This is a genomic window from Leisingera sp. F5, assembly GCF_001593695.1.
Genome location: NZ_LUKH01000024.1, coordinates 1 through 17,545 on the forward strand (window position 1 = coordinate 1; position 17,545 = coordinate 17,545).

Sequence of the window (17,545 nt, forward strand, 5' to 3'; positions counted from 1 at the left end):
TACGCGGCAGCCCGCTCGTCAACGCTGCGCGCACTGCTTCGGCGCGGAATTCCGGGGTTGGTTTCGGTGCCATGATGTCTCTCCTTTGCGGCAAAATACCAAGTCAAAGGAGCGGAACAATTCCGTGGCACGTCCACTTTCCAGTGCCGGGATCTGATGTGGAATGGGCGCATGCCAAAGCCATTGATTGTTCACACCCTAACAGAGAAGCGGGCCGAGATACTGGGCCAGGTTAAGGCATATGACGCGGAGATCGCCCATGCGAAGCACGATCTGGCACAGGTAAACGCGACGATTGAATTGTTCGCCGCACCGGAACGGCAGCGCGCGCGGTACATTGTGAGCCATGGGATTTCCAAGAAGGGCGAGATCGCGGATATCTGCGTCCACCATGCAGGGGTAGCCATAGCGCACACGCGTCTCTGCGATCTCCTTGATCTGCCGTTCGACGGCAGCCTGATCCCCTCTCGGGACATCGCTGCGCGATGCCCTGCCGGACAGCGGTCCGCCGGGACTTGTAGTGGCAGGTGGATGTGTCGAAGCAGATGGCCCCACAAGCCTTCCGGATCGTCGCCCCAATCGACGCACATCCCGGTGGCAATCTCGCGCAAACGGCCAGGCTTCAGAGCTTTCGCCGAATGACATCCTGAAGCATCTCCCGGTCCAGCGTCAGATCCGCCACGGTTGTTCGGGGCAAACAGTCCCCCAGACTGTTTGCGTTTCCCTCCAGCTCTTCAGCCGGGTGTTCTCGTCCTCCAGCTCTTCAGCCGGGTGTTCTCGTCCTCCAGCGCTTTCAGCCGGCGCATCTTGTCCGGCAGAAGGCCCCCGTATTCTTTCTTCCAGTTGAAGTATGCCGCCTGGCTGATCCCGGCCTTGCGGCAGATCTCCGCGACCGGTGTGCCTTGGTCGCCCTGCTTAAGGATGAAGGCCTTCTGCGCCTCCGTGAACTTCGATGCTTTCATGCGGTTCCGCTCCTCTCCCAGCCAGGGAAATTCAGCGGAACACTCCAGCTCTGAACGATCCAGTTTTCAGGGGGCAGAGCAGTTGGAGAACAGGCTAACCTCAAATCGAGGACTTTTCAGGGGAGCAGGTCAGATCGCACCATCAAACCATCGGATCAAGCACCTAAGGGGATCCGAGCCTGCCATTTCATTGATCGCCAGTGCCGGATGTCACTTTTGGAAAGGACTTTGTCCCATATGAACGTGGAGCCGATGTCAAACAACACGTAGGTGGCGTGAAGGAACCACAATTCGGAGTGAAAGATGACCTATCAGGCGCCGGTTCGCGATATCATGTTCAATATCGAGCATTTGTCTGACTGGCCTGGGGTCGCATCGCTGGCGGCTTACTCCGGGATCGAAACCGGGGATGTCCAGGCTGCGCTGGAGGGGTTCGGGCGTTTTTGTTCGGACGTAATCGCACCGCTTTCGGCAATAGGGGACGAAACCGGCGCGCGGTTCGACGGTGACAAGGTCGTGATGCCTGAGCCATACCTGCAGGCTTTTGCTCAATACGCCGGGATGGGCTGGCAAAGTCTGCCGCACCCGGAAGACTTTGGCGGAATGGGGTTGCCGCGGGCCGCCGGGGCCGCCGCGACAGAGATTTTGAACGCAGCGGATATGAGTTTTGGCCTATGTCCGCTATTGACTGACGGGGCGGTGGTGGCGCTGTTGCTTTCCGGTTCTGGCGCGCAGAAAAAGCAATACCTTGAGCCGATGATTTCCGGCCAATGGTCCGGCACCATGAACCTGACAGAACCTCAGGCCGGCAGCGATCTGGGGCGTGTGCGGAGCAAGGCGGAACCAGGTGCGGATGGTGCGTATTCGATCAGCGGAACAAAGATCTTTATCACCTATGGCGAGCACAGCCTGACCGAAAACATCGTTCACCTTGTTCTGGCGAGAACCCCTGGTGCCCCGGCAGGTCCAAAGGGGTTGAGCCTGTTCATTGTGCCCAAATTCCTGGTTCAAGAGGATGGATCGCTTGGTCGGCGCAATACTGTCCAATGTGTCAGCCTTGAACATAAACTGGGCGTCAGGGCGAGTCCGACGGCGGTTCTGGAATTCGAAGCCGCCACCGGTTTTCTGGTGGGAGAGGAGAACCGCGGCCTTGAATACATGTTCGTGATGATGCGGGCCGCCCGGTTTTCAGTAGGCGTGCAGGGGGTTGCCGTATCTGAACGCGCATATCAGCACGCCTTGCGCTATGCGCAGGAGCGGGTGCAGGGCCGCCCGGTTGACGGCAGCGCCAAGGAGGCTGTGCCGATCCTTCAGCATCCGGATGTGCGGCGGTTGCTGCTGCGGATGCGGGCCTTGGTCGAAGGCGGGCGGGCTTTGGCGATGGCCACTGCAGGGTGGCTGGATCTGGCACATCACGCTGAGGCCGAAAAAGGCCGCGAGGCGTCGGAGATGGCCGAATTCCTGGTGCCGCTGGTCAAGGGATGCTGCACGGAACGGTCTTTGGAGGTCACCTCAATGGGCCTGCAGGTTCACGGCGGCATGGGGTTCATCGAAGAAACCGGGGTTGCGCAGTTTTACCGGGATGCCAGAATCCTGCCGATCTATGAAGGCACAACGGCGATCCAGGCCAATGACCTTCTGGGTCGGCAGGTGCTGCGGGACGGCGGCAAGACCGCCCGCCGCTTTGCCGGAATGGTCTCGGCGGCTGAGGCGGACTTGCAAAAAGGCGGTGCCAAGGCGCAGCTGGTGGCGGACCGGCTGGGGCAGGCGCGCCGCGCGTTTGAGGCCAGCCTTGCCTGGCTCCTGGAGACCGCGCCCAAGGACATCAACGCGGCATACGCCGGCAGCGTTCCCTTTCTGATGCTGGCAGGTAATCTTGCCGCAGGCTGGCAGCTGGGCAGGTCGGTTCTGGCCGCTGAAGCCAAGCTTGAACAGGGCGAAGATACAGCTTTCATGACACAAAAGATCGCCACCGCAGTGTTTTATGCACAGCATATTCTTGTGGAATGCGGAACGGAAAGCGCCCGGATCATCGACGGCAGTGAAAGCCTGTTCGATGCCGGTTTCGAAATCTGAACAACGGAAATTCCCGGCCCGGACTGGGACCGGACAGTCAGGAAAAGGTCAGAACAATGTCGCAAGCAGCCAGTTCGCAAACCTACGAAAAGCTCGCCATCGAACAGCGGGACAATGGCGTCTTTATTGTCTCGCTCAACCGGCCGTCCAAGCGCAATGCGCTGGATGCCGCCACAATTGAGGAGCTCATCTGCTTTTTCAGCGGCGCGCATCGGAACGGCGTAAAGGCGGTGGTGCTGGCAGGCACAGGCGATCATTTCTGTGCCGGCCTTGATCTGGTGGAGCACTGGAAGGAAGACCGCAGCCCGGATGACTTCATGCATGTCTGCCTGCGCTGGCACGAGGCCTTCAACAAGATGGAATACGGCGGGGTGCCGATCATTGCGGCCCTGCAGGGTGCGGTTGTCGGCGGCGGGCTGGAACTGGCCAGCGCGGCCCATGTCCGGGTAATGGATCAGACCACATATTTTGCGCTTCCTGAAGGCCAGCGCGGCATCTTTACCGGCGGCGGCGCCACTATTCGGGTTTCCGACATGATCGGCAAATACCGGATGATTGACATGATCCTGACGGGCCGGGTGTATCAGGGACAGGAAGCGGTCGACCTGGGACTGGCGCAATACATCACCGAAGAGTCCAGCTTCGACAAGGCGGTCGAGCTTGCCGATAAGGTCGCGCAAAACCTGCCGCTGACCAACTATGCGATCTGTTCGGCGATCAGCCATTTGAACAATATGTCGGGCATGGATGCGGCCTATGCCGAAGCTGTCGTGGCCGGAGTCGTGAATACGCAGCCTGCGGCGCGCGAACGGCTGGAGGCCTTTGCCAACAAAACCGCAGCCCGCGTGCGGCCCAACAGCTAGGCCGCGCAAACCAGTCGTCAGGCCGTGGTTTTGCGCATGGCCTGATGGTGCCGGACAGTGCTGGACAAGGGGGGATCCGTTTGCTCTTGGTGCAGCTGCGAAGCGCTGGGGGCGAAGCCAGGCGGAACCTGCATCTTGTGCGGGTAACTGCCATCCATTTGCGGCATTCGGCTGAGAGTCCTGACCGGTGCGGAAACGTTAGGTTCAGGGCGCCGTGCGGCCGGCAGCTTTGCTTGGTGTCTCATGCTGGCCCACATCTTGACAAAACCGGGTTTGTGGTTATTTTGACGTCATGACAATATCAAGCAACAACGCCCGCGCCCTTGCCGCCCTTGGTCACGATGCCCGTCTGGCCATCTTCCGCCTGTTGGTCAAAGCAGGGGAGGACGGGCTTCGGGTCGGCGAGATTGCCGAACATCTGGGCTTGGCTCCCTCCACGCTGGCGCACCATCTGTCGGCGCTGGTGGACGCCAGGCTGGTTGTACAGGAAAAGCACGGGCGCGAAGTATTCAGCCGGGTCGATTATCCCGTGATGCTGGGCGTGGTGAACTTTCTGACGTCCGAATGCTGCACAGGCGTCACCCTGGCTGCCAAGGAGGAGAACGCATGAGGTAAAAGCCTCTTCTTCGATCTAAAATAACTATAAATCTGGTGATATGGAAATGACAAACGCAACAAACGTTCCCCCAAGATCAGGCACATCTGTCTGGCGGTTCTTCCAGGAGCAGCGGGTCTGGCTGGCCTCTGCCGTACTCCTGCTGCTGCTGGCCATCTTTGATCCTGCCCAATCCGCAGACAGCGCCGTCTTTGCCGGGGCTGCGCTGGCGCATACGGCCCCCTATCTGCTGTTCTCCATTGCCATCGCGGCCTGGGCTGGCGCCACTGGTGCAGACAATCTGGTGGCCAAAGCTTTTACCGGCAAACCGCTTCTGATGATTGCGCTTGGTGCGCTGGCAGGGGGATTGTCGCCGTTCTGCTCCTGCGGAGTGATCCCGCTCATCGCAGCGCTGCTGTCGATGGGGGTGCCGTTGTCCGCCGTCATGGCGTTCTGGCTGGCATCGCCGATCATGGACCCGTCGATGTTCTTTCTGACCGCCGGAGTTCTGGGCGTTGAATTCGCTGTGGCCAAAACTGCTGCCGCAGTCGGCCTTGGCCTCTTTGGCGGTTTGGTTGTCCACTTGCTGAACCAGGGTGGCGCCTTAAAGGACGCGTTGCGCGAGGGTGTCGGAAACGGCGGCTGCGGCGGAGCCAGGATGCGTGCGCCCAAGCCGGTGATCTGGAAGTTTTGGACTGAGGCGGAGCGTCGGGCAAAATTTGCCGGAACCGCCTGGACCACGACGCTGTTTTTGGCCAAATGGCTGCTGCTGGCCTTCATTTTGGAAAGCTTGATGCTGGCCTGGATACCGGCCGAAACAGTGACTTCCGCCTTGGGCGGCGAAGGTTTGCTGCCGATCATTACCGCAACGCTGGTGGGTGTCCCCGCCTATCTGAACGGTTATGCGGCGCTGCCGTTGGTCGGCGGGCTGATTGAGCAGGGCATGGCGCCGGGGGCAGGCCTTGCCTTTCTGGTGGCCGGCGGCGTGACCTCGATCCCCGCAGCTATGGCCGTATGGGCTCTGGCCCGTCCGCAGGTCTTTGCGCTGTACCTCGGCCTATCGCTCAGCGGTGCCTTTTCCGTGGGGCTGCTGTTCCAGCTCTGGCACGCGGTCTGATCCAATCCCAGGGTCCGGGCACACCCGGATCCTGACAGGCGGGCGCCGCCTAAGGCAGCGCCCGCTTCACCCTTCCGGACGCAGACGGGAGGGGCGGTAAGCCGGTGGCTTTGTCCCGCCCAGGCGTGCCGGTTCAGGCCTTTACCCGGCTCATCGACGGGTCGTAGAGCGGGTTGAGCTGGACCTCGCAGGGGACCCGCTTGGTGGCGACCTCCAGCTCGTAACTCCCGCGCAGCACGTAGTCGGCATCGACGCCATCGGGATTGCGGATGTAGCCGTAGCCGATGGACTGTCCGACGGTGTAGCCGTAGCCGCCGGAGGTGAGCCAGCCGACGCGCTCGCCGTTGCGGTAGATGGTTTCGCGGCCCAGAAGCACCACGCCGGGAGCTGTGGTGAAACAGGCGAGCATCTTCTTCACCCCCCCGGCCTTCTGCGCTTCAGCTGCGGCGCGGCCCTTGAAGGGGATATCCTTCTTGAGCTTGACCGCCCAGCCAAGCCCGGATTCGAACGGGGTGTGGTCCGGGCCAATGTCCGAGCCCCAGGCGCGGTAGCCTTTCTCCAGGCGCAGGGATTCGATCGAGCGGTAACCGGCATTGACCAGCCCGTGCGGCTGTCCGGCCTGCATCAGTGCGGCATAGACGGTCTGGGCGTATTCGACCGGCAGGTGCAGCTCCCAGCCGAGTTCCCCCACATAGGTCACGCGCAGCGCCTGCACTGGGCAGCCGGCGATGCCGATGGTGCGGATGGTGCCGAACTTGAAACCGTCGTTAGAGACATCGTCGCGGGTGACAGCGGAGAGGATGCCGCGCGCTTTCGGCCCCATCAGCGACAGCACCGCGTTGGAGGAGGTGATGTCGAACAGCTGGCAGTTCATGCCGTCGGGAATGTTGCGGCGGATCCAGTCGAAGTCGTGGGTGGCATAGCCTGTGCCGGTGACGATGTAGAACTCGTCCTGCGCGACGCGGCCCACCGTGAGATCGCATTCGATGCCGCCCTTGCCGTTCAGCATCTGGGTGTAGATCAGCGCCCCCACCGGCTTGTCCACGTCATTGGCGCAGATCCAGTTCATTGCGGCCAGCGCATCCGGGCCTTTCAGCGCGAATTTGGCAAAGGACGTCTGGTCATACAGCACCGCTGCCTCGCGCGCGGCCTTGTGCTCGCGCCCCACTGCGTCGAACCAGTTCTGACGGCCGAAGCTGTAGACATCCTGGGGCGTTTCCCCCTTGGCGGCGTCGGCGTACCAGTTCGGGCGTTCCCAGCCGAGTTTTTCGCCAAAGCATGCGCCCTGGGATTTCAGCGTGTCATAGAGCGGCGACTTGCGGCAAGGGCGGCCAGAGCTGTGTTCCTCATACGGCCAGGCCATGGTGTAGTGCTTTCCATAAGCCTCGACCGTGCGGGTGCGCACCCAGTCCGTGTCGAAATGCGGGCGGCCAAAGCGGCGGATGTCGGCAGACCAAAGGTCGAACGGCGGCTCACCCTTGTGGACCCATTCCGCCAGCGCCATGCCTGCGCCGCCGCCGGCTGCGATGCCGAAAGCGTTGAAGCCGGCGCCGACATAGAAGTTGCTCAGCTCCGGTGCCTCGCCAATGATGAAATTGCCGTCGGGGGTGAAGCTTTCGGGCCCGTTGGTCAGGGTCTTGATGCCGGCATGTTCCAGCGCGGGAACCCGGCCCAGGGCCTGTTCCATCAGCTGCTCGAAATGGTCGAAGTTGCTGTCCAGCAACGTGTAGTGGAAGCCTTGCGGAATACCGTCCTTGGCCCAGGGGATCGGGTTCGGCTCATAGCCGCCCATCACCAGCCCGCCGACTTCCTCCTTGTAGTAGGTCAGCCGGTCCGGGTCGCGCAGGGTCGGAAGGCCGGAGGGCACGCCCTCAAACGGCTCGGTCACCATGTACTGGTGCTCCATCGGCACCAGCGGCACGTTGACGCCAAAGCGTTTGGCAAAGGTGCGGGTCCACTGGCCGGCGCAGCAGATCACCTTCTCGCATTCGATCCGGCCATGTTCGGTGATCACCGCGCGGATCTTACCGTCTTCAATCTCGATATCGGTGACCTTGGTGTCCTCGAAAATCTTGGCCCCGGCCATCCGCGCGCCCTTGGCCAGCGCCTGGGTGATATCAGACGGGTTGGCCTGGCCGTCGGTTGGCATGAAGGCGGCGCCGATGACGTCGGAGATATCCATCAGCGGCCACAGCTCCTGTGCCTCTTTCGGGGTCAGAAGCTCCATCTCCAGACCAAAGGAATGCGCGGTGGTGGCCTGGCGCTTCACTTCGGTCCAGCGTTCTTCGTTACAGGCCAGCCGCAACCCGCCGTTCATCTTCCAGCCGGTGCCAAGGCCCGTTTCCTCTTCGATCTTATTGTAAAGATCGACCGAATAGCCCAGCAGCTGGGTGATATTGGCGTTCGAGCGCAGCTGCCCGACCAGCCCGGCGGCGTGGAAAGTGGTGCCCGAGGTCAGTTTCTTGCGCTCCAGCAGCACCGTGTCTGTCCAGCCGAGTTTGGCCAGATGATAAGCGGTAGAGCAGCCGATGATACCGCCGCCGATGATGACTGCCTTGGCAGTTGAGGGGAGTTCGGTCATGTCAGTCCTCAGGTGTTTTGAAAGTCGTCAAGTGCGGCGCGGAAGCGCGCGAGGTTGCTGGCGGTGTAGGCCGCGTAGTCAAAGTCGATTTCGGAGGTGATCTCGGAGACCATGCTCCACATGGTCTCGCGCAGCAGCGAGGCGCATTTCATGGCGCCGTAGCGGTGCAGCAGGCCGTCGTTGGCAGGCGCTTCGAAGTAGGTTTCCAGCAGCCAGTGCTCCTGCTGCTCTGACAGCCCGTTGTTGGACGCCAGCCCGCCAAGGTCGAACAGCGGTGAGTTGAAGCCGGCATAGTCATAATCGATCAGCCAGAGCCGGTCACCGTCGTCCAGAAAGTTGCCGCACAGGAGGTCGTTGTGGCCAAAGACGATATCGAAGGGGCCCGCCGCCTGTTCCAGGCTGTTGCCGATGCCGGTCAGCTCGGCAGCCAGCGTCCCATGCGGGCTGTCCTTGTCCTGCAGTGTCGCCGCATAGTCGCGGATCACATGGAAGACCCAGAACACCAGCGCCGGGCCGCGCAGATGCCTGGGCACTTCGCGGTGGCAGGATTTCACCAGCTCCAGTACCCGGGGCAGCATGGCGGGGTCGCGCACGTCTTCCTCGGTCAGGGTGCGGCTTTCAATGTATTCCAGCACCGTCAGGCCGCCTTGGGTATGCACGACCGCGGGTGACAGGCCAGCGGCATGGGCGGCGCGGCTGGCGGCCAGCTCGTTGAAGCGCATCACCTGGTGCAGCGGGATGTCATCGCCCGCACGTACCACGTATTTGCCCGCGCTGTCCTCGACCAGGCAATTCACATTGGTGATACCGCCGTCGAGCGGTCTGATGCCTATCTCTCCCTGCCAAATCGGCAGGGCGCGGATGCGGTTCAGCAGATCGGATTGGGTCATGGTCAGCTCTCCAGTCCAAAGCGGATGCGGGCGCCGCGGGCACCAGCATTGACCAGCCGGTCGGCAATGATGGCGATGAAGGCGATGGCAAGACCGGCGACCAAGCCGCGGCCGGTGTCTGCCTTGGTCAGCGCGATATAAACTTCCTGACCGAGGTCACGGGTGCCGACCAGCGCAGTGATCACCAGCATCGACAGCGCCAGCATGATGGTCTGGTTGATGCCCAGCAGGATCTCCGGCAGCGCCATCGGCAGGCGCACCAGGCGCAGCAGCTGCCAGCGGGTGCAGCCTGAGACTAAGCCTGCCTCGATCAGCTCGCCGCTGACACTGCGCACGCCATGCGCGGCATAGCGGACGGCCGGGGCCAGCGCATACAGGACAATGGCGATCATCGCGGTGAAATCACCGATCCGGAACAGCATCACCACCGGGATCAGGTAGACGAAACTGGGCAGGGTCTGCAGGGTGTCGATCAGCAGGTTGATGGCGATGCCTGCGCGCCGGTTCAGTGCGGCCAGCACACCCAGAGGCACACCGATCAGGGTGGCGAGGATCACCGAGGCGCCGCAAAGATAGACAGTGACCATGGCCTTGGCCCAAAGGCCGCTGACCGCAATCAGGGCAGACATCACGCCGCATAGCGCTGCCAGTTTCCAGCCGCCGACGCGCCAGCCCAGCAGCGTCAGCATGGCAATCGCCCAGGGCCAGGGAATGCCCAGCAGGGTTTTCTTGATCGGCAGCAGGAACCAGTGCAGGAAGAAGACCTTCACTGCCTCGAACGCATCGAAGTAATTCACGTTCAGGTATTTGACTGCGTCATTCCAGAAGGCGCCAGTGGTGATGGTCTGGCTGGCCGGATAGTCCAGCAGCAACGGCGAGAAGCGGCCCAGCACCCAGGTGATCATTAACAGCGACAGTACCAGCACCGTGCGTTTGTGCCGGGCGGCCCAGGAGCCGGGTGAGGTGTGGTGGATCTGGCCCATGCGTTCGGCGAAAGCTTGGCTCAGCCGGTCCACGGCGATGGCCAGCACCACGATAGCGATGCCTGCCTCGAACCCGGCGCCGATGTCGAGGCGGCGCAGGGCAGCCAGCACGTCGAACCCCAGCCCGCCAGCACCGATCATCGAGGCGATGATCACCATGTTGAGCGTCAGCATGATCACCTGATTGACGCCGACCATCAGACTTTGACTGGCCGAGGGCACCAGCACCCGCCACATCAGCTGCCGTTTGGTGGTGCCCGCCATCCGCCCGAAGTCGAGGATCTCCGGGTCCACCGACTTGAGCGCCATGATGGTGATGCGGATCATAGGCGGGGTGGCATAGATGATGGTGGCGACCAGCGCCGAGACCGGGCCGAAGCCGAACATGAACAGGATCGGCACAAGATAGGCGAAGATCGGGATGGTCTGCATCAGATCCAGAACAGGGGAAAGGATGCGTTCGCCCTGCGGGTGGCGGTAGGCCCAGATGCCGGCCAGCAGCCCGCCGCCTGCGCCGATCGGCACCGCGATGACCACCGAGGCAAGCGTGACCATGGCGCTGTCCCACTGTCCGAAGACCGCAAGATAGGCAAAACAGGCCCCGGCGACCGCCGCCAGCCCCCAGTTGCGGCAGAAGTGTCCCAGGGCAATCACCGCGATGGTGACCGCGATCCAGCTGGCGGCCGGCAGCAGCACCTGCGGGGCCGGGCCGGGGCCGTACAGAAAACCATGCGCCAGCAGGCTCAGCATCAGCTCATAGGGCTGTTCGATCAGCCAGGCGATGGCGCGGGTGGCATCGGTGAAGGACACCGGGCCGATGGCCGCGTCCTCCACCAGCCAAGACATGGCGGAAGATATACGGGTTTTGAAGGGGATCACCCAAGAGGAGGGGATCTTGATCAGCCAGCGCGCATCCAGCGCCTTGGCCAGATCGCGGCCGAACCAGCCTAGCAGGATTGTGACCAGCACCAGCCCCCAGGCTGCGGCGCTTTGCCAAGTCAGACGCGCTTTCATGCCGCTTTCCCCGCGCCGAACAGCACGCGGGCCACCGCTGTGCGGCCGATGCTGCCGATGATGCGCCCGTTTTCATCGCACACCGGGCGCGGGGCATCTGCGGCGATGATCTGCTCTGCCACCTCCGATACCCGGGCGGCGGCGGGAACCGGGGGGCCGTCACCGTCCGTGCCCGGGGTCATGATGCCGCCCACCGTCAGCACCTTGGAGCGCGGGATGTGGCGGGTGAATTCAGCGACATAGTCCGTGGCCGGGTTCAGCACCAGTTCCTCAGGCGTGGCAATCTGGATGATCTCGCCGTCCTTCATGATGGCGATACGGTCGGCAAGGCGCACGGCCTCCTCGAAGTCGTGGGTGATGAAGACGATGGTCTTGTGCAGGCGGGCCTGCAGGCGCAGGAATTCGTCCTGCATCTCGCGGCGGATCAGCGGATCAAGCGCCGAGAACGGCTCGTCCAGAAACCACAGATCAGGTTCCGTCACCAAGGAGCGGGCAATACCGACGCGCTGCTGCTGGCCGCCGGACAGCTCGCGCGGGTAATAATCCTCGCGGCCTTTGAGGCCGACCAGTTCCACCACCTCGCGGGCCTTGGCGTCCGCCTCGGCTTTGGGCGCGGCCTGAACGGTCAGCGGGAACATCACGTTCTGCAGCACGGTCAGATGCGGCAGCAGGGCAAAGTGCTGAAACACCATGCCCATCTTGTGGCGGCGGATTTCGATCAGTTCCTGCTCGCTGGCGGTCAGCAGATCCACACCGTCAAACAGCACCTCGCCGCCGGTCGGCTCGATCAGCCGCGACAGGCAGCGCACCAGGGTGGATTTGCCGGACCCGGACAGGCCCATGATGATGAAGATCTCGCCTTCGGCAATGTCGATGCGGGCATCGCGCACAGCGCCGATAATACCTGCCTTGCGGATCTCCGCGCCGCTGGGGGACGGGTTGCTGTTCAGAAACGCCTCGGCATTGGCGCCATAAAGCTTCCAGATGTTGCGGCAGGAGAGTTTGGTCTTGGGAGACATCAATGCGGTTCCTGGACCGGTCCGCAGAAAGCGGCCGGGTTGATTGACGGGACAGGAGAAAAGACCGGGGCTGCCGGAGAGCGTGCAGCAGCCCCGGGGAGTGAGATCAGTTGCCGATCCAGCCGGACCAGCGGTCCTTGTTTGCGGTCATCCATCCGGACACCACTGTATCGATATCGACGCCCTCCAGATCCGCCTTGCCGACCATGGCGCTCATCTCTTCGTTGGTAATCTGGTAGGACTGAACGATCTCATAGGCACCCGGCCATTTTTCCGGCAGTCCGGCCCAGGCCGCCTTCCAGATCGGGCCGCGCGGCTTGCCGCAGTCATAAGCCAGATCCGGGTTCACCCCCGCCGCAGGATCAGCGTAACATTCCGCGGAATAGGGCGGGAATTCCACGAACTCGCCGTCGTATTTGGCCGGCGCCCAGTGCGGCACATAAACCCACAGGACAATCGGATCCTGGCGCTGATAGGCGGATTCAAGTTCGGCAAACAGTGCCGCATCGGTGCCCGCATGCACAACTTCAAATTCCAGCTCTAGCGCCTCGACGCGTTCCTCGTCAAAGCCGCCCCAGGTGACCGGCCCGCCGACATAGCGCCCGTAGGGGGAGGTTTCAGCAGTTGCGAATTCCTCGGCGCAGTCTTTCAGCGCCTGCCAGTCGGGCAGGCCGGGGCAGCGGTCTTTCATATAGGCGGGGTACCACCATTCCTCGATCGCCATCAGCCCGGTTTCGCCGGCGTTGACCACCTTGCCCGAGGCAGTCGCGTCGTCCAGCGCCTCGCGTCCGGTGGTTTCCCAGATTTCCATCGCCAGATGCAGGTCCCCTGTCTTCAACCCGGCAAACTGGGCGATATAGTCTGCCTGGACGTATTCGACGTTGTATCCTGCCTCCTGCAGGATGCTGCCCATGATCTTGGTGTTGATCAGCTGGCCGGACCAGTCGTGCAGTGTCAGTCTGATGGGGTCGGAGGACTCGGCGGCCCAGGCGGATGGAGCGGAAACGGCGGCTGTCAGCGCCACGGCTCCCAAAGCGTTGAAGTTTCTCAGCATAAGGAATTCCCTGATATGTGGCATTTTGTGCGATTCTTGGCGTCGCGTGCTGAGATGGTGCTGCGGTTATGTCTGTCAGTCAATAAAAAACCACAATAAGCCACAATTGTCTCTGAATTAGGCGGTTTTTGAGCAAAAAATTGCGGCGCTAGAGGTCCGTGTGTTGTTTTTTGTGGCTTTCTGGCGTAGCAACGCAACAGGAGGCCAGATGACCAAAACCCGTAAGACCACCAACCAGCGTGAAGAGGAAATCCTGCGGGCGCTGCAGCAGGCAGGCGGATCCTGCAGGGTCAGCTATCTGGCTGGCAGGCTGGGTGTGTCCAATGAAACCATCCGGCGGAACATCCGCACGCTGGAGGATGCCCAGGCGGTCCGCAAGGTTCACGGCGGGGTGCATCTGGTTGAAGATGTGAACGAGCTGCCGCTGCAAAGCCGGATGGACACCCACGCCTCTGAAAAGCAGCGTCTGGCCATCGAGGTGGCCAAGACCATCAGCGACGGGGATTCGGTCTTTTTAGACGTTGGTTCCACCACAGCCTATGTGGCGCAGGAGCTGCAGCAGCGGTCAAACCTCTTTGTGGTGACCAACTCCGTGCTGGTGGCCCATGCGCTGGCATCGCGCAACAACAACCGGGTGTTTCTGGCCGGCGGCGAGCTGCGCCCGCATGACGGCGGCGCCTTCGGGGCCGAAGCGCTGGATCTGGTGCGGCGGCTGAACGTGCAGTTTGCCATCTTTTCGGCCGGGGCGATCAATGCCGAACTGGGTTTCATGCTGCATGACCTGGAAGAGGCAAATTTGGCCCGTGTCGCGGCGGCCAATGCGCAGGTCCGGATAGTCGTTGCCGATCATGACAAATTCAACAAGCGCGCGCCGGTGTCGATCGGCAAGGATACCAAATTCGAAGTCTTCTATACGGACGCGCAACCGCCGCAGGCCATCCTGGACATGCTCAAGGCGATGGATACCGATCTGATCGTGGTCGAATAACGGGACTGCGGGCTGTCTCCGGACAGTTTGCAGTCCCGCTTTTGCGGCTGCGGCTGATGGGTGTCCCAACCCTGAAACGGCTTCTTCTGGAATTTTCCATCTGTCCGTGCCTTTGGAAACCCTCCTACCTAGGCTGCTTGCCGCAGCTGTGCCCGGGCCGCAGAATTTCTGCTGCAGAATAACTTTTTCTTGCCGCAACGAAAGGGATGCGCTACCCGCGCTTTACCGGTCCCGAAAGGGCTAAGAGGGAATCCGCGGTGCCTGCCGGCGCCAAACGGAACTGCCCCCGCAACTGTAGGCGGCGAGAGCTGTGCCATGACGTCACTGGACCAAAACAGTCCGGGAAGACGGCACAGTCATTGACCCGCCAGTCAGGAGACCTGCCGGTGAAAACCGAAAAACACCGGGCGGGGTTGTCCGGGGAGGTTGCCGATAAGATGCGCCGCCGGTTTCCGGTGCCGCAAACGGGGGCAAGGACCTCTGCCTTACCGGTCAATGCCCTTTCACCCGTTCTCCGGTCATTGACACATGGAGATCGAATATCATGTTTTTGCGTTCCGGCCTGATCGGCCTTTCCTTCATCGCTGCTGCACAGGCTGCGGCGGCCGGTGAAACCTTTCCGCTGACCATTGAAAACTGCGGCCAGTCGATCACTTTCGAGGCGCCGGCAGCGTCTTCCGTAACGGTCGGCCAGGCGGCGACCGAAGTGCTTTACGCGCTGGGGCTGGGCGACAAGGTGCTGGGCACCTCGGTCTGGTTCAACGACGTGCTGCCCGAATACGCGGACCTGAATGCCAAGATCGACCGCCTGGCCGACAACGATCCGAGCTTTGAAAGCGTGGTTGCTAAGCGGCCCGGCCTGGTTGCGGCGCAGTACGAATGGCACGTTGGCCCCGAAGGCGTCGTGGCCAAACGTGAGCAGTTCCATGATCTGGGTATTCCGACCTATGTGATGCCCGCCGATTGCGTCGGTAAGGACAACACCACCGGCGGCGACGGAACCCGCACCCGGATGTTCACCACCGGCAGCCTGTATCAGGGCATCGAGGAGCTGGCGGCGATCTTTGGCGAAGCCGAAAAAGGCGCCGAATTGGTCGCCGACTACAAGGCCCGCGAGGCGGCAGCTGTTGCCAAGGCGCAGGAAGTCGCACTGGAAGATGCATCCGCCGTGTTCTGGTTCTCTTCGCCTGAAATGGAGAGCGATCCGTTTGTGGCAGGCGAGAAGGGCGCGCCGGGTTACATGATGCAGCAGCTGGGCCTGCGCAACGTCATCGAAACCGACGAGGAATGGCCGACTGTCGGCTGGGAGACCATCGCCAAAGCCAACCCCACAGTGATTGTGATTGCCCGCATGGACCGCCGCCGCTTTGCTGCGGATGACTATGAGAAAAAGCTGGAGTTCCTGCGCAGTGATCCGGTGGCCAGCCAGATGGATGCGGTCAAGAACAACCGCATCGTCGTGATGGACGCTCAGGCGATGGATGCCACCATCCGTGCCATTCCGGCGCTGGAGGAACTGGCTGCTGAACTCAGCGCGATCGGCAACAGCCAGTGAGCGCAGCCGCCGCAATCACATGGCAGGGCGTCAAGGGCGCGTGCCTGGCCTTGCCGGTGCTGGTTGCGGCGGTTCTGGCAGGCGCAATGATCGGGGAAACCGCGCTTGCGCCTGACCTTGTGCTGTCTGTTCTGGCCAACAAGCTGGCCGGGGCAGGGCTGCCGGTTGATCCGATAGATCAAGGCATTGTCTGGAGTTACCGGCTGCCGCGGGCGCTGGTGGCGGGGGCCTGCGGGGCGGCGCTGGCGGTGGCGGGTGTGGTGCTGCAGGCGCTGCTGCGCAATGCGCTGGCCGATCCATACATCCTCGGCATCTCTGCCGGCGCCTCCACCGGGGCGGTTGCAGTGACCATTGCTGGGCTGGGCGGCGGTGCGCTGTCGCTGTCCTTTGGCGCCTTCAATGGCGCGCTTTTGGCCTTTGGCTTTGTTGCCGTTCTGGCCCGGGCCGCCGGAGCAGGCGGCAGCCGCGCGGCGGCAGCGCAGATCGTGCTGGCCGGCATTGCAGGCTCGCAGCTGTTCAACGCGCTGACTGCTTTCATCATCGCCAAGTCGGCCAATGCTGATCAGGCCCGCGGCATCATGTTCTGGCTGATGGGCAATATGAGCGGGGTGCGCTGGCCGGATGTGTGGCTGGCGGTGCCGCTGGCTCTGGCGGGCTGGGGGGTCTGCCGGTTCCATGCGCGGGCGCTGGACGCCTTTACCTTTGGCACCGATTCAGCGGCCTCGCTGGGCATTCCGGTGCGGCGGGTGCAGGTCACTCTGATCTTTGCCACCGCGCTGACAACTGCGGTAATGGTGTCGATTGTCGGCTCCATCGGTTTTGTTGGGCTGGTCATCCCCCATGCGGCGCGGTTCCTGGTTGGCCCGGGTCACCGCAGGCTGATGCCGGCCGCGGCGCTGACCGGCGCGGTGTTCCTGATTGGCGCCGACATCGTGTCCCGCATCATCATTCCGGGACAGGTGCTGCCCATCGGCGTGGTCACAGCCCTGATCGGCGCACCGTCCTTTGCGGTGATCCTGGTGCGTGGAAGAAGGGCTGCGCGATGAAGATCGAAGCCCGCAGCCTGTCTTACTCTATCCGCGGCAAGCTGCTGCTTTCTGATGTCTCATTGACGGTGCAGCCGGGAGAGACCCTGGCCTTGGTTGGTCCGAACGGGTCTGGGAAATCCACGCTGATGCGGCTGCTGGCGGGTCTGGCGCGCCCCTCGCAAGGCGAGGTTCTGCTGGCGGAAAAACCCTTGGCGCGGCTGACGCGCAGAGAGGTCGCCCAGCGGACCGCGATCGTTGAACAGCAGGCAGACACCGCCGAGCGAATTACCGCACGGTCGGTGGTGGAACTGGGGCGGACCCCCTGGCTGTCAGCGTTGAGGCCCTGGAGCGGCGAAGACAGCCAGCATGTGGAAAATGCGCTGAAGACAGTGGAAATGGAGGGGTTTGCCAGCCGCGAGTGGGCCACCCTGTCCGGCGGTGAGCGGCAGCGGCTGCACATCGCCCGCGCACTTGCGCAGCGGCCCGGGCTGCTGCTGCTGGACGAGCCGACAAACCACTTGGATATTCACCATCAGTTGTCGATCCTGAACTGCATCCGGAACCTGAAGGTGACTACCGTCGTGGCGCTGCACGATCTGAATCAGGCGCTGATGTGCGACCGGGTGGCGGTGCTGTCGGGCGGACGCCTGGTGGCGCTGGGCACACCGCAGCAGGCGTTGGCGCCTGAAACGGTTTCCGGGATCTTCGGGATCAAGGCCCGCTGGGTCCAGGACGCGGATGGCGGTGAGCCGTTTCTGTCCTTTCACTTGGCCTGAGAGTGCCGCAGCACAGGTCTCCCGCCCGTTGCCGGATGTCCTGA

13 protein-coding genes, 1 pseudogene and 1 riboswitch are annotated in these 17,545 nt (G+C 62.5%); of the genes and pseudogenes, 8 read left to right on the plus strand and 6 right to left on the minus strand.

The window, feature by feature from the left end; translation table 11 throughout:
• Positions 1-399: 399 nt before the first annotated feature.
• Positions 400-962, minus strand: a pseudogene (locus A2I95_RS16500) (transposase); the annotation flags it as partial.
• A 303-nt stretch (positions 963-1,265) separates the two neighbouring features.
• On the opposite strand from A2I95_RS16500, the gene A2I95_RS16505 reads away from it, so the two are divergent.
• The 4 genes from A2I95_RS16505 to A2I95_RS16520 all read left to right on the plus strand — a co-directional run bounded on the left by A2I95_RS16505 (position 1,266) and on the right by A2I95_RS16520 (position 5,613).
• Positions 1,266-3,038, plus strand: coding sequence for an acyl-CoA dehydrogenase (locus tag A2I95_RS16505; protein ID WP_291731143.1), 1,773 nt, complete (start codon positions 1,266-1,268; stop codon positions 3,036-3,038).
• A gap of 56 nt (positions 3,039-3,094) precedes the next feature.
• Positions 3,095-3,901: a methylthioacryloyl-CoA hydratase gene (dmdD, locus tag A2I95_RS16510; protein ID WP_291731144.1), complete on the plus strand. Its 807-nt coding sequence runs from the start codon at positions 3,095-3,097 to the stop codon at positions 3,899-3,901.
• Between the two features lie 292 nt (positions 3,902-4,193).
• Positions 4,194-4,511, plus strand: a complete 318-nt coding sequence (locus A2I95_RS16515) for a helix-turn-helix transcriptional regulator (RefSeq protein ID WP_291731145.1) — start codon at positions 4,194-4,196, stop codon at positions 4,509-4,511.
• A 52-nt stretch (positions 4,512-4,563) separates the two neighbouring features.
• A complete protein-coding gene (locus tag A2I95_RS16520) occupies positions 4,564-5,613 on the plus strand; it encodes a permease (RefSeq protein WP_291731146.1) in 1,050 nt (349 codons plus the stop codon).
• A gap of 133 nt (positions 5,614-5,746) precedes the next feature.
• Here the strand turns inward: A2I95_RS16520 and A2I95_RS16525 are convergent, their stop codons facing one another.
• From A2I95_RS16525 to A2I95_RS16545, 5 genes are all read right to left on the minus strand, one after another.
• Positions 5,747-8,194, minus strand: coding sequence for an FAD-dependent oxidoreductase (locus A2I95_RS16525; RefSeq protein ID WP_291731147.1), 2,448 nt, complete (start codon positions 8,192-8,194; stop codon positions 5,747-5,749).
• 8 nt (positions 8,195-8,202) lie between these two features.
• Positions 8,203-9,084, minus strand: a complete 882-nt coding sequence (locus A2I95_RS16530; RefSeq protein ID WP_291731148.1) for a phosphotransferase — start codon at positions 9,082-9,084, stop codon at positions 8,203-8,205.
• 2 nt (positions 9,085-9,086) lie between these two features.
• Positions 9,087-11,081: a proline/glycine betaine ABC transporter permease gene (locus A2I95_RS16535; RefSeq protein ID WP_291731149.1), complete on the minus strand. Its 1,995-nt coding sequence runs from the start codon at positions 11,079-11,081 to the stop codon at positions 9,087-9,089.
• Entirely contained in the window at positions 11,078-12,100 is a 1,023-nt protein-coding gene (locus A2I95_RS16540; RefSeq protein ID WP_291731150.1) for a glycine betaine/L-proline ABC transporter ATP-binding protein, read from the minus strand. Before A2I95_RS16540 ends, A2I95_RS16535 begins: the two co-directional genes overlap by 4 nt.
• 106 nt (positions 12,101-12,206) lie before the next feature.
• Positions 12,207-13,154, minus strand: a complete 948-nt coding sequence (locus tag A2I95_RS16545; protein WP_291731151.1) for an ABC transporter substrate-binding protein — start codon at positions 13,152-13,154, stop codon at positions 12,207-12,209.
• 208 nt (positions 13,155-13,362) lie between these two features.
• On the opposite strand from A2I95_RS16545, the gene A2I95_RS16550 reads away from it, so the two are divergent.
• The 4 genes from A2I95_RS16550 to A2I95_RS16565 all read left to right on the plus strand — a co-directional run bounded on the left by A2I95_RS16550 (position 13,363) and on the right by A2I95_RS16565 (position 17,501).
• Entirely contained in the window at positions 13,363-14,142 is a 780-nt protein-coding gene (locus tag A2I95_RS16550) for a DeoR/GlpR family DNA-binding transcription regulator (RefSeq protein ID WP_291731152.1), read from the plus strand.
• A gap of 209 nt (positions 14,143-14,351) precedes the next feature.
• A riboswitch (cobalamin riboswitch) is annotated at positions 14,352-14,545 on the plus strand.
• Positions 14,546-14,686: 141 nt separating this feature from the next.
• The gene (locus A2I95_RS16555; RefSeq protein ID WP_291731153.1) at positions 14,687-15,697 is read left to right on the plus strand and encodes an ABC transporter substrate-binding protein; all 1,011 of its coding nucleotides are present in this window, start codon (positions 14,687-14,689) and stop codon (positions 15,695-15,697) included.
• Positions 15,694-16,743 (plus strand): iron ABC transporter permease, encoded by a 1,050-nt coding sequence (locus A2I95_RS16560; RefSeq protein WP_291731154.1) that lies wholly within the window; start codon positions 15,694-15,696, stop codon positions 16,741-16,743. The genes A2I95_RS16555 and A2I95_RS16560 overlap by 4 nt, the downstream gene beginning before the upstream one ends.
• Positions 16,740-17,501, plus strand: coding sequence for an ABC transporter ATP-binding protein (locus tag A2I95_RS16565; RefSeq protein ID WP_291731155.1), 762 nt, complete (start codon positions 16,740-16,742; stop codon positions 17,499-17,501). Before A2I95_RS16560 ends, A2I95_RS16565 begins: the two co-directional genes overlap by 4 nt.
• The last annotated feature ends 44 nt before the right edge of the window (positions 17,502-17,545 follow it).

Excerpts from the sequence above, each read along its gene's own strand:
- A2I95_RS16505 (WP_291731143.1), top strand. The coding sequence starts at position 1,266 with ATGACCTATCAGGCGCCGGTTCGCGATATCATGTTCAATATCGAGCAT.
- A2I95_RS16565 (WP_291731155.1), top strand. The coding sequence starts at position 16,740 with ATGAAGATCGAAGCCCGCAGCCTGTCTTACTCTATCCGCGGCAAGCTG.
- A2I95_RS16535 (WP_291731149.1), bottom strand. The coding sequence starts at position 11,081 with ATGAAAGCGCGTCTGACTTGGCAAAGCGCCGCAGCCTGGGGGCTGGTG.
- A2I95_RS16525 (WP_291731147.1), bottom strand. The coding sequence starts at position 8,194 with ATGACCGAACTCCCCTCAACTGCCAAGGCAGTCATCATCGGCGGCGGT.
- A2I95_RS16545 (WP_291731151.1), bottom strand. The coding sequence starts at position 13,154 with ATGCTGAGAAACTTCAACGCTTTGGGAGCCGTGGCGCTGACAGCCGCC.
- A2I95_RS16520 (WP_291731146.1), top strand. The coding sequence starts at position 4,564 with ATGACAAACGCAACAAACGTTCCCCCAAGATCAGGCACATCTGTCTGG.
- A2I95_RS16515 (WP_291731145.1), top strand. The coding sequence starts at position 4,194 with ATGACAATATCAAGCAACAACGCCCGCGCCCTTGCCGCCCTTGGTCAC.
- A2I95_RS16550 (WP_291731152.1), top strand. The coding sequence starts at position 13,363 with ATGACCAAAACCCGTAAGACCACCAACCAGCGTGAAGAGGAAATCCTG.
- A2I95_RS16530 (WP_291731148.1), bottom strand. The coding sequence starts at position 9,084 with ATGACCCAATCCGATCTGCTGAACCGCATCCGCGCCCTGCCGATTTGG.
- A2I95_RS16555 (WP_291731153.1), top strand. The coding sequence starts at position 14,687 with ATGTTTTTGCGTTCCGGCCTGATCGGCCTTTCCTTCATCGCTGCTGCA.
- dmdD (WP_291731144.1), top strand. The coding sequence starts at position 3,095 with ATGTCGCAAGCAGCCAGTTCGCAAACCTACGAAAAGCTCGCCATCGAA.
- A2I95_RS16540 (WP_291731150.1), bottom strand. The coding sequence starts at position 12,100 with ATGTCTCCCAAGACCAAACTCTCCTGCCGCAACATCTGGAAGCTTTAT.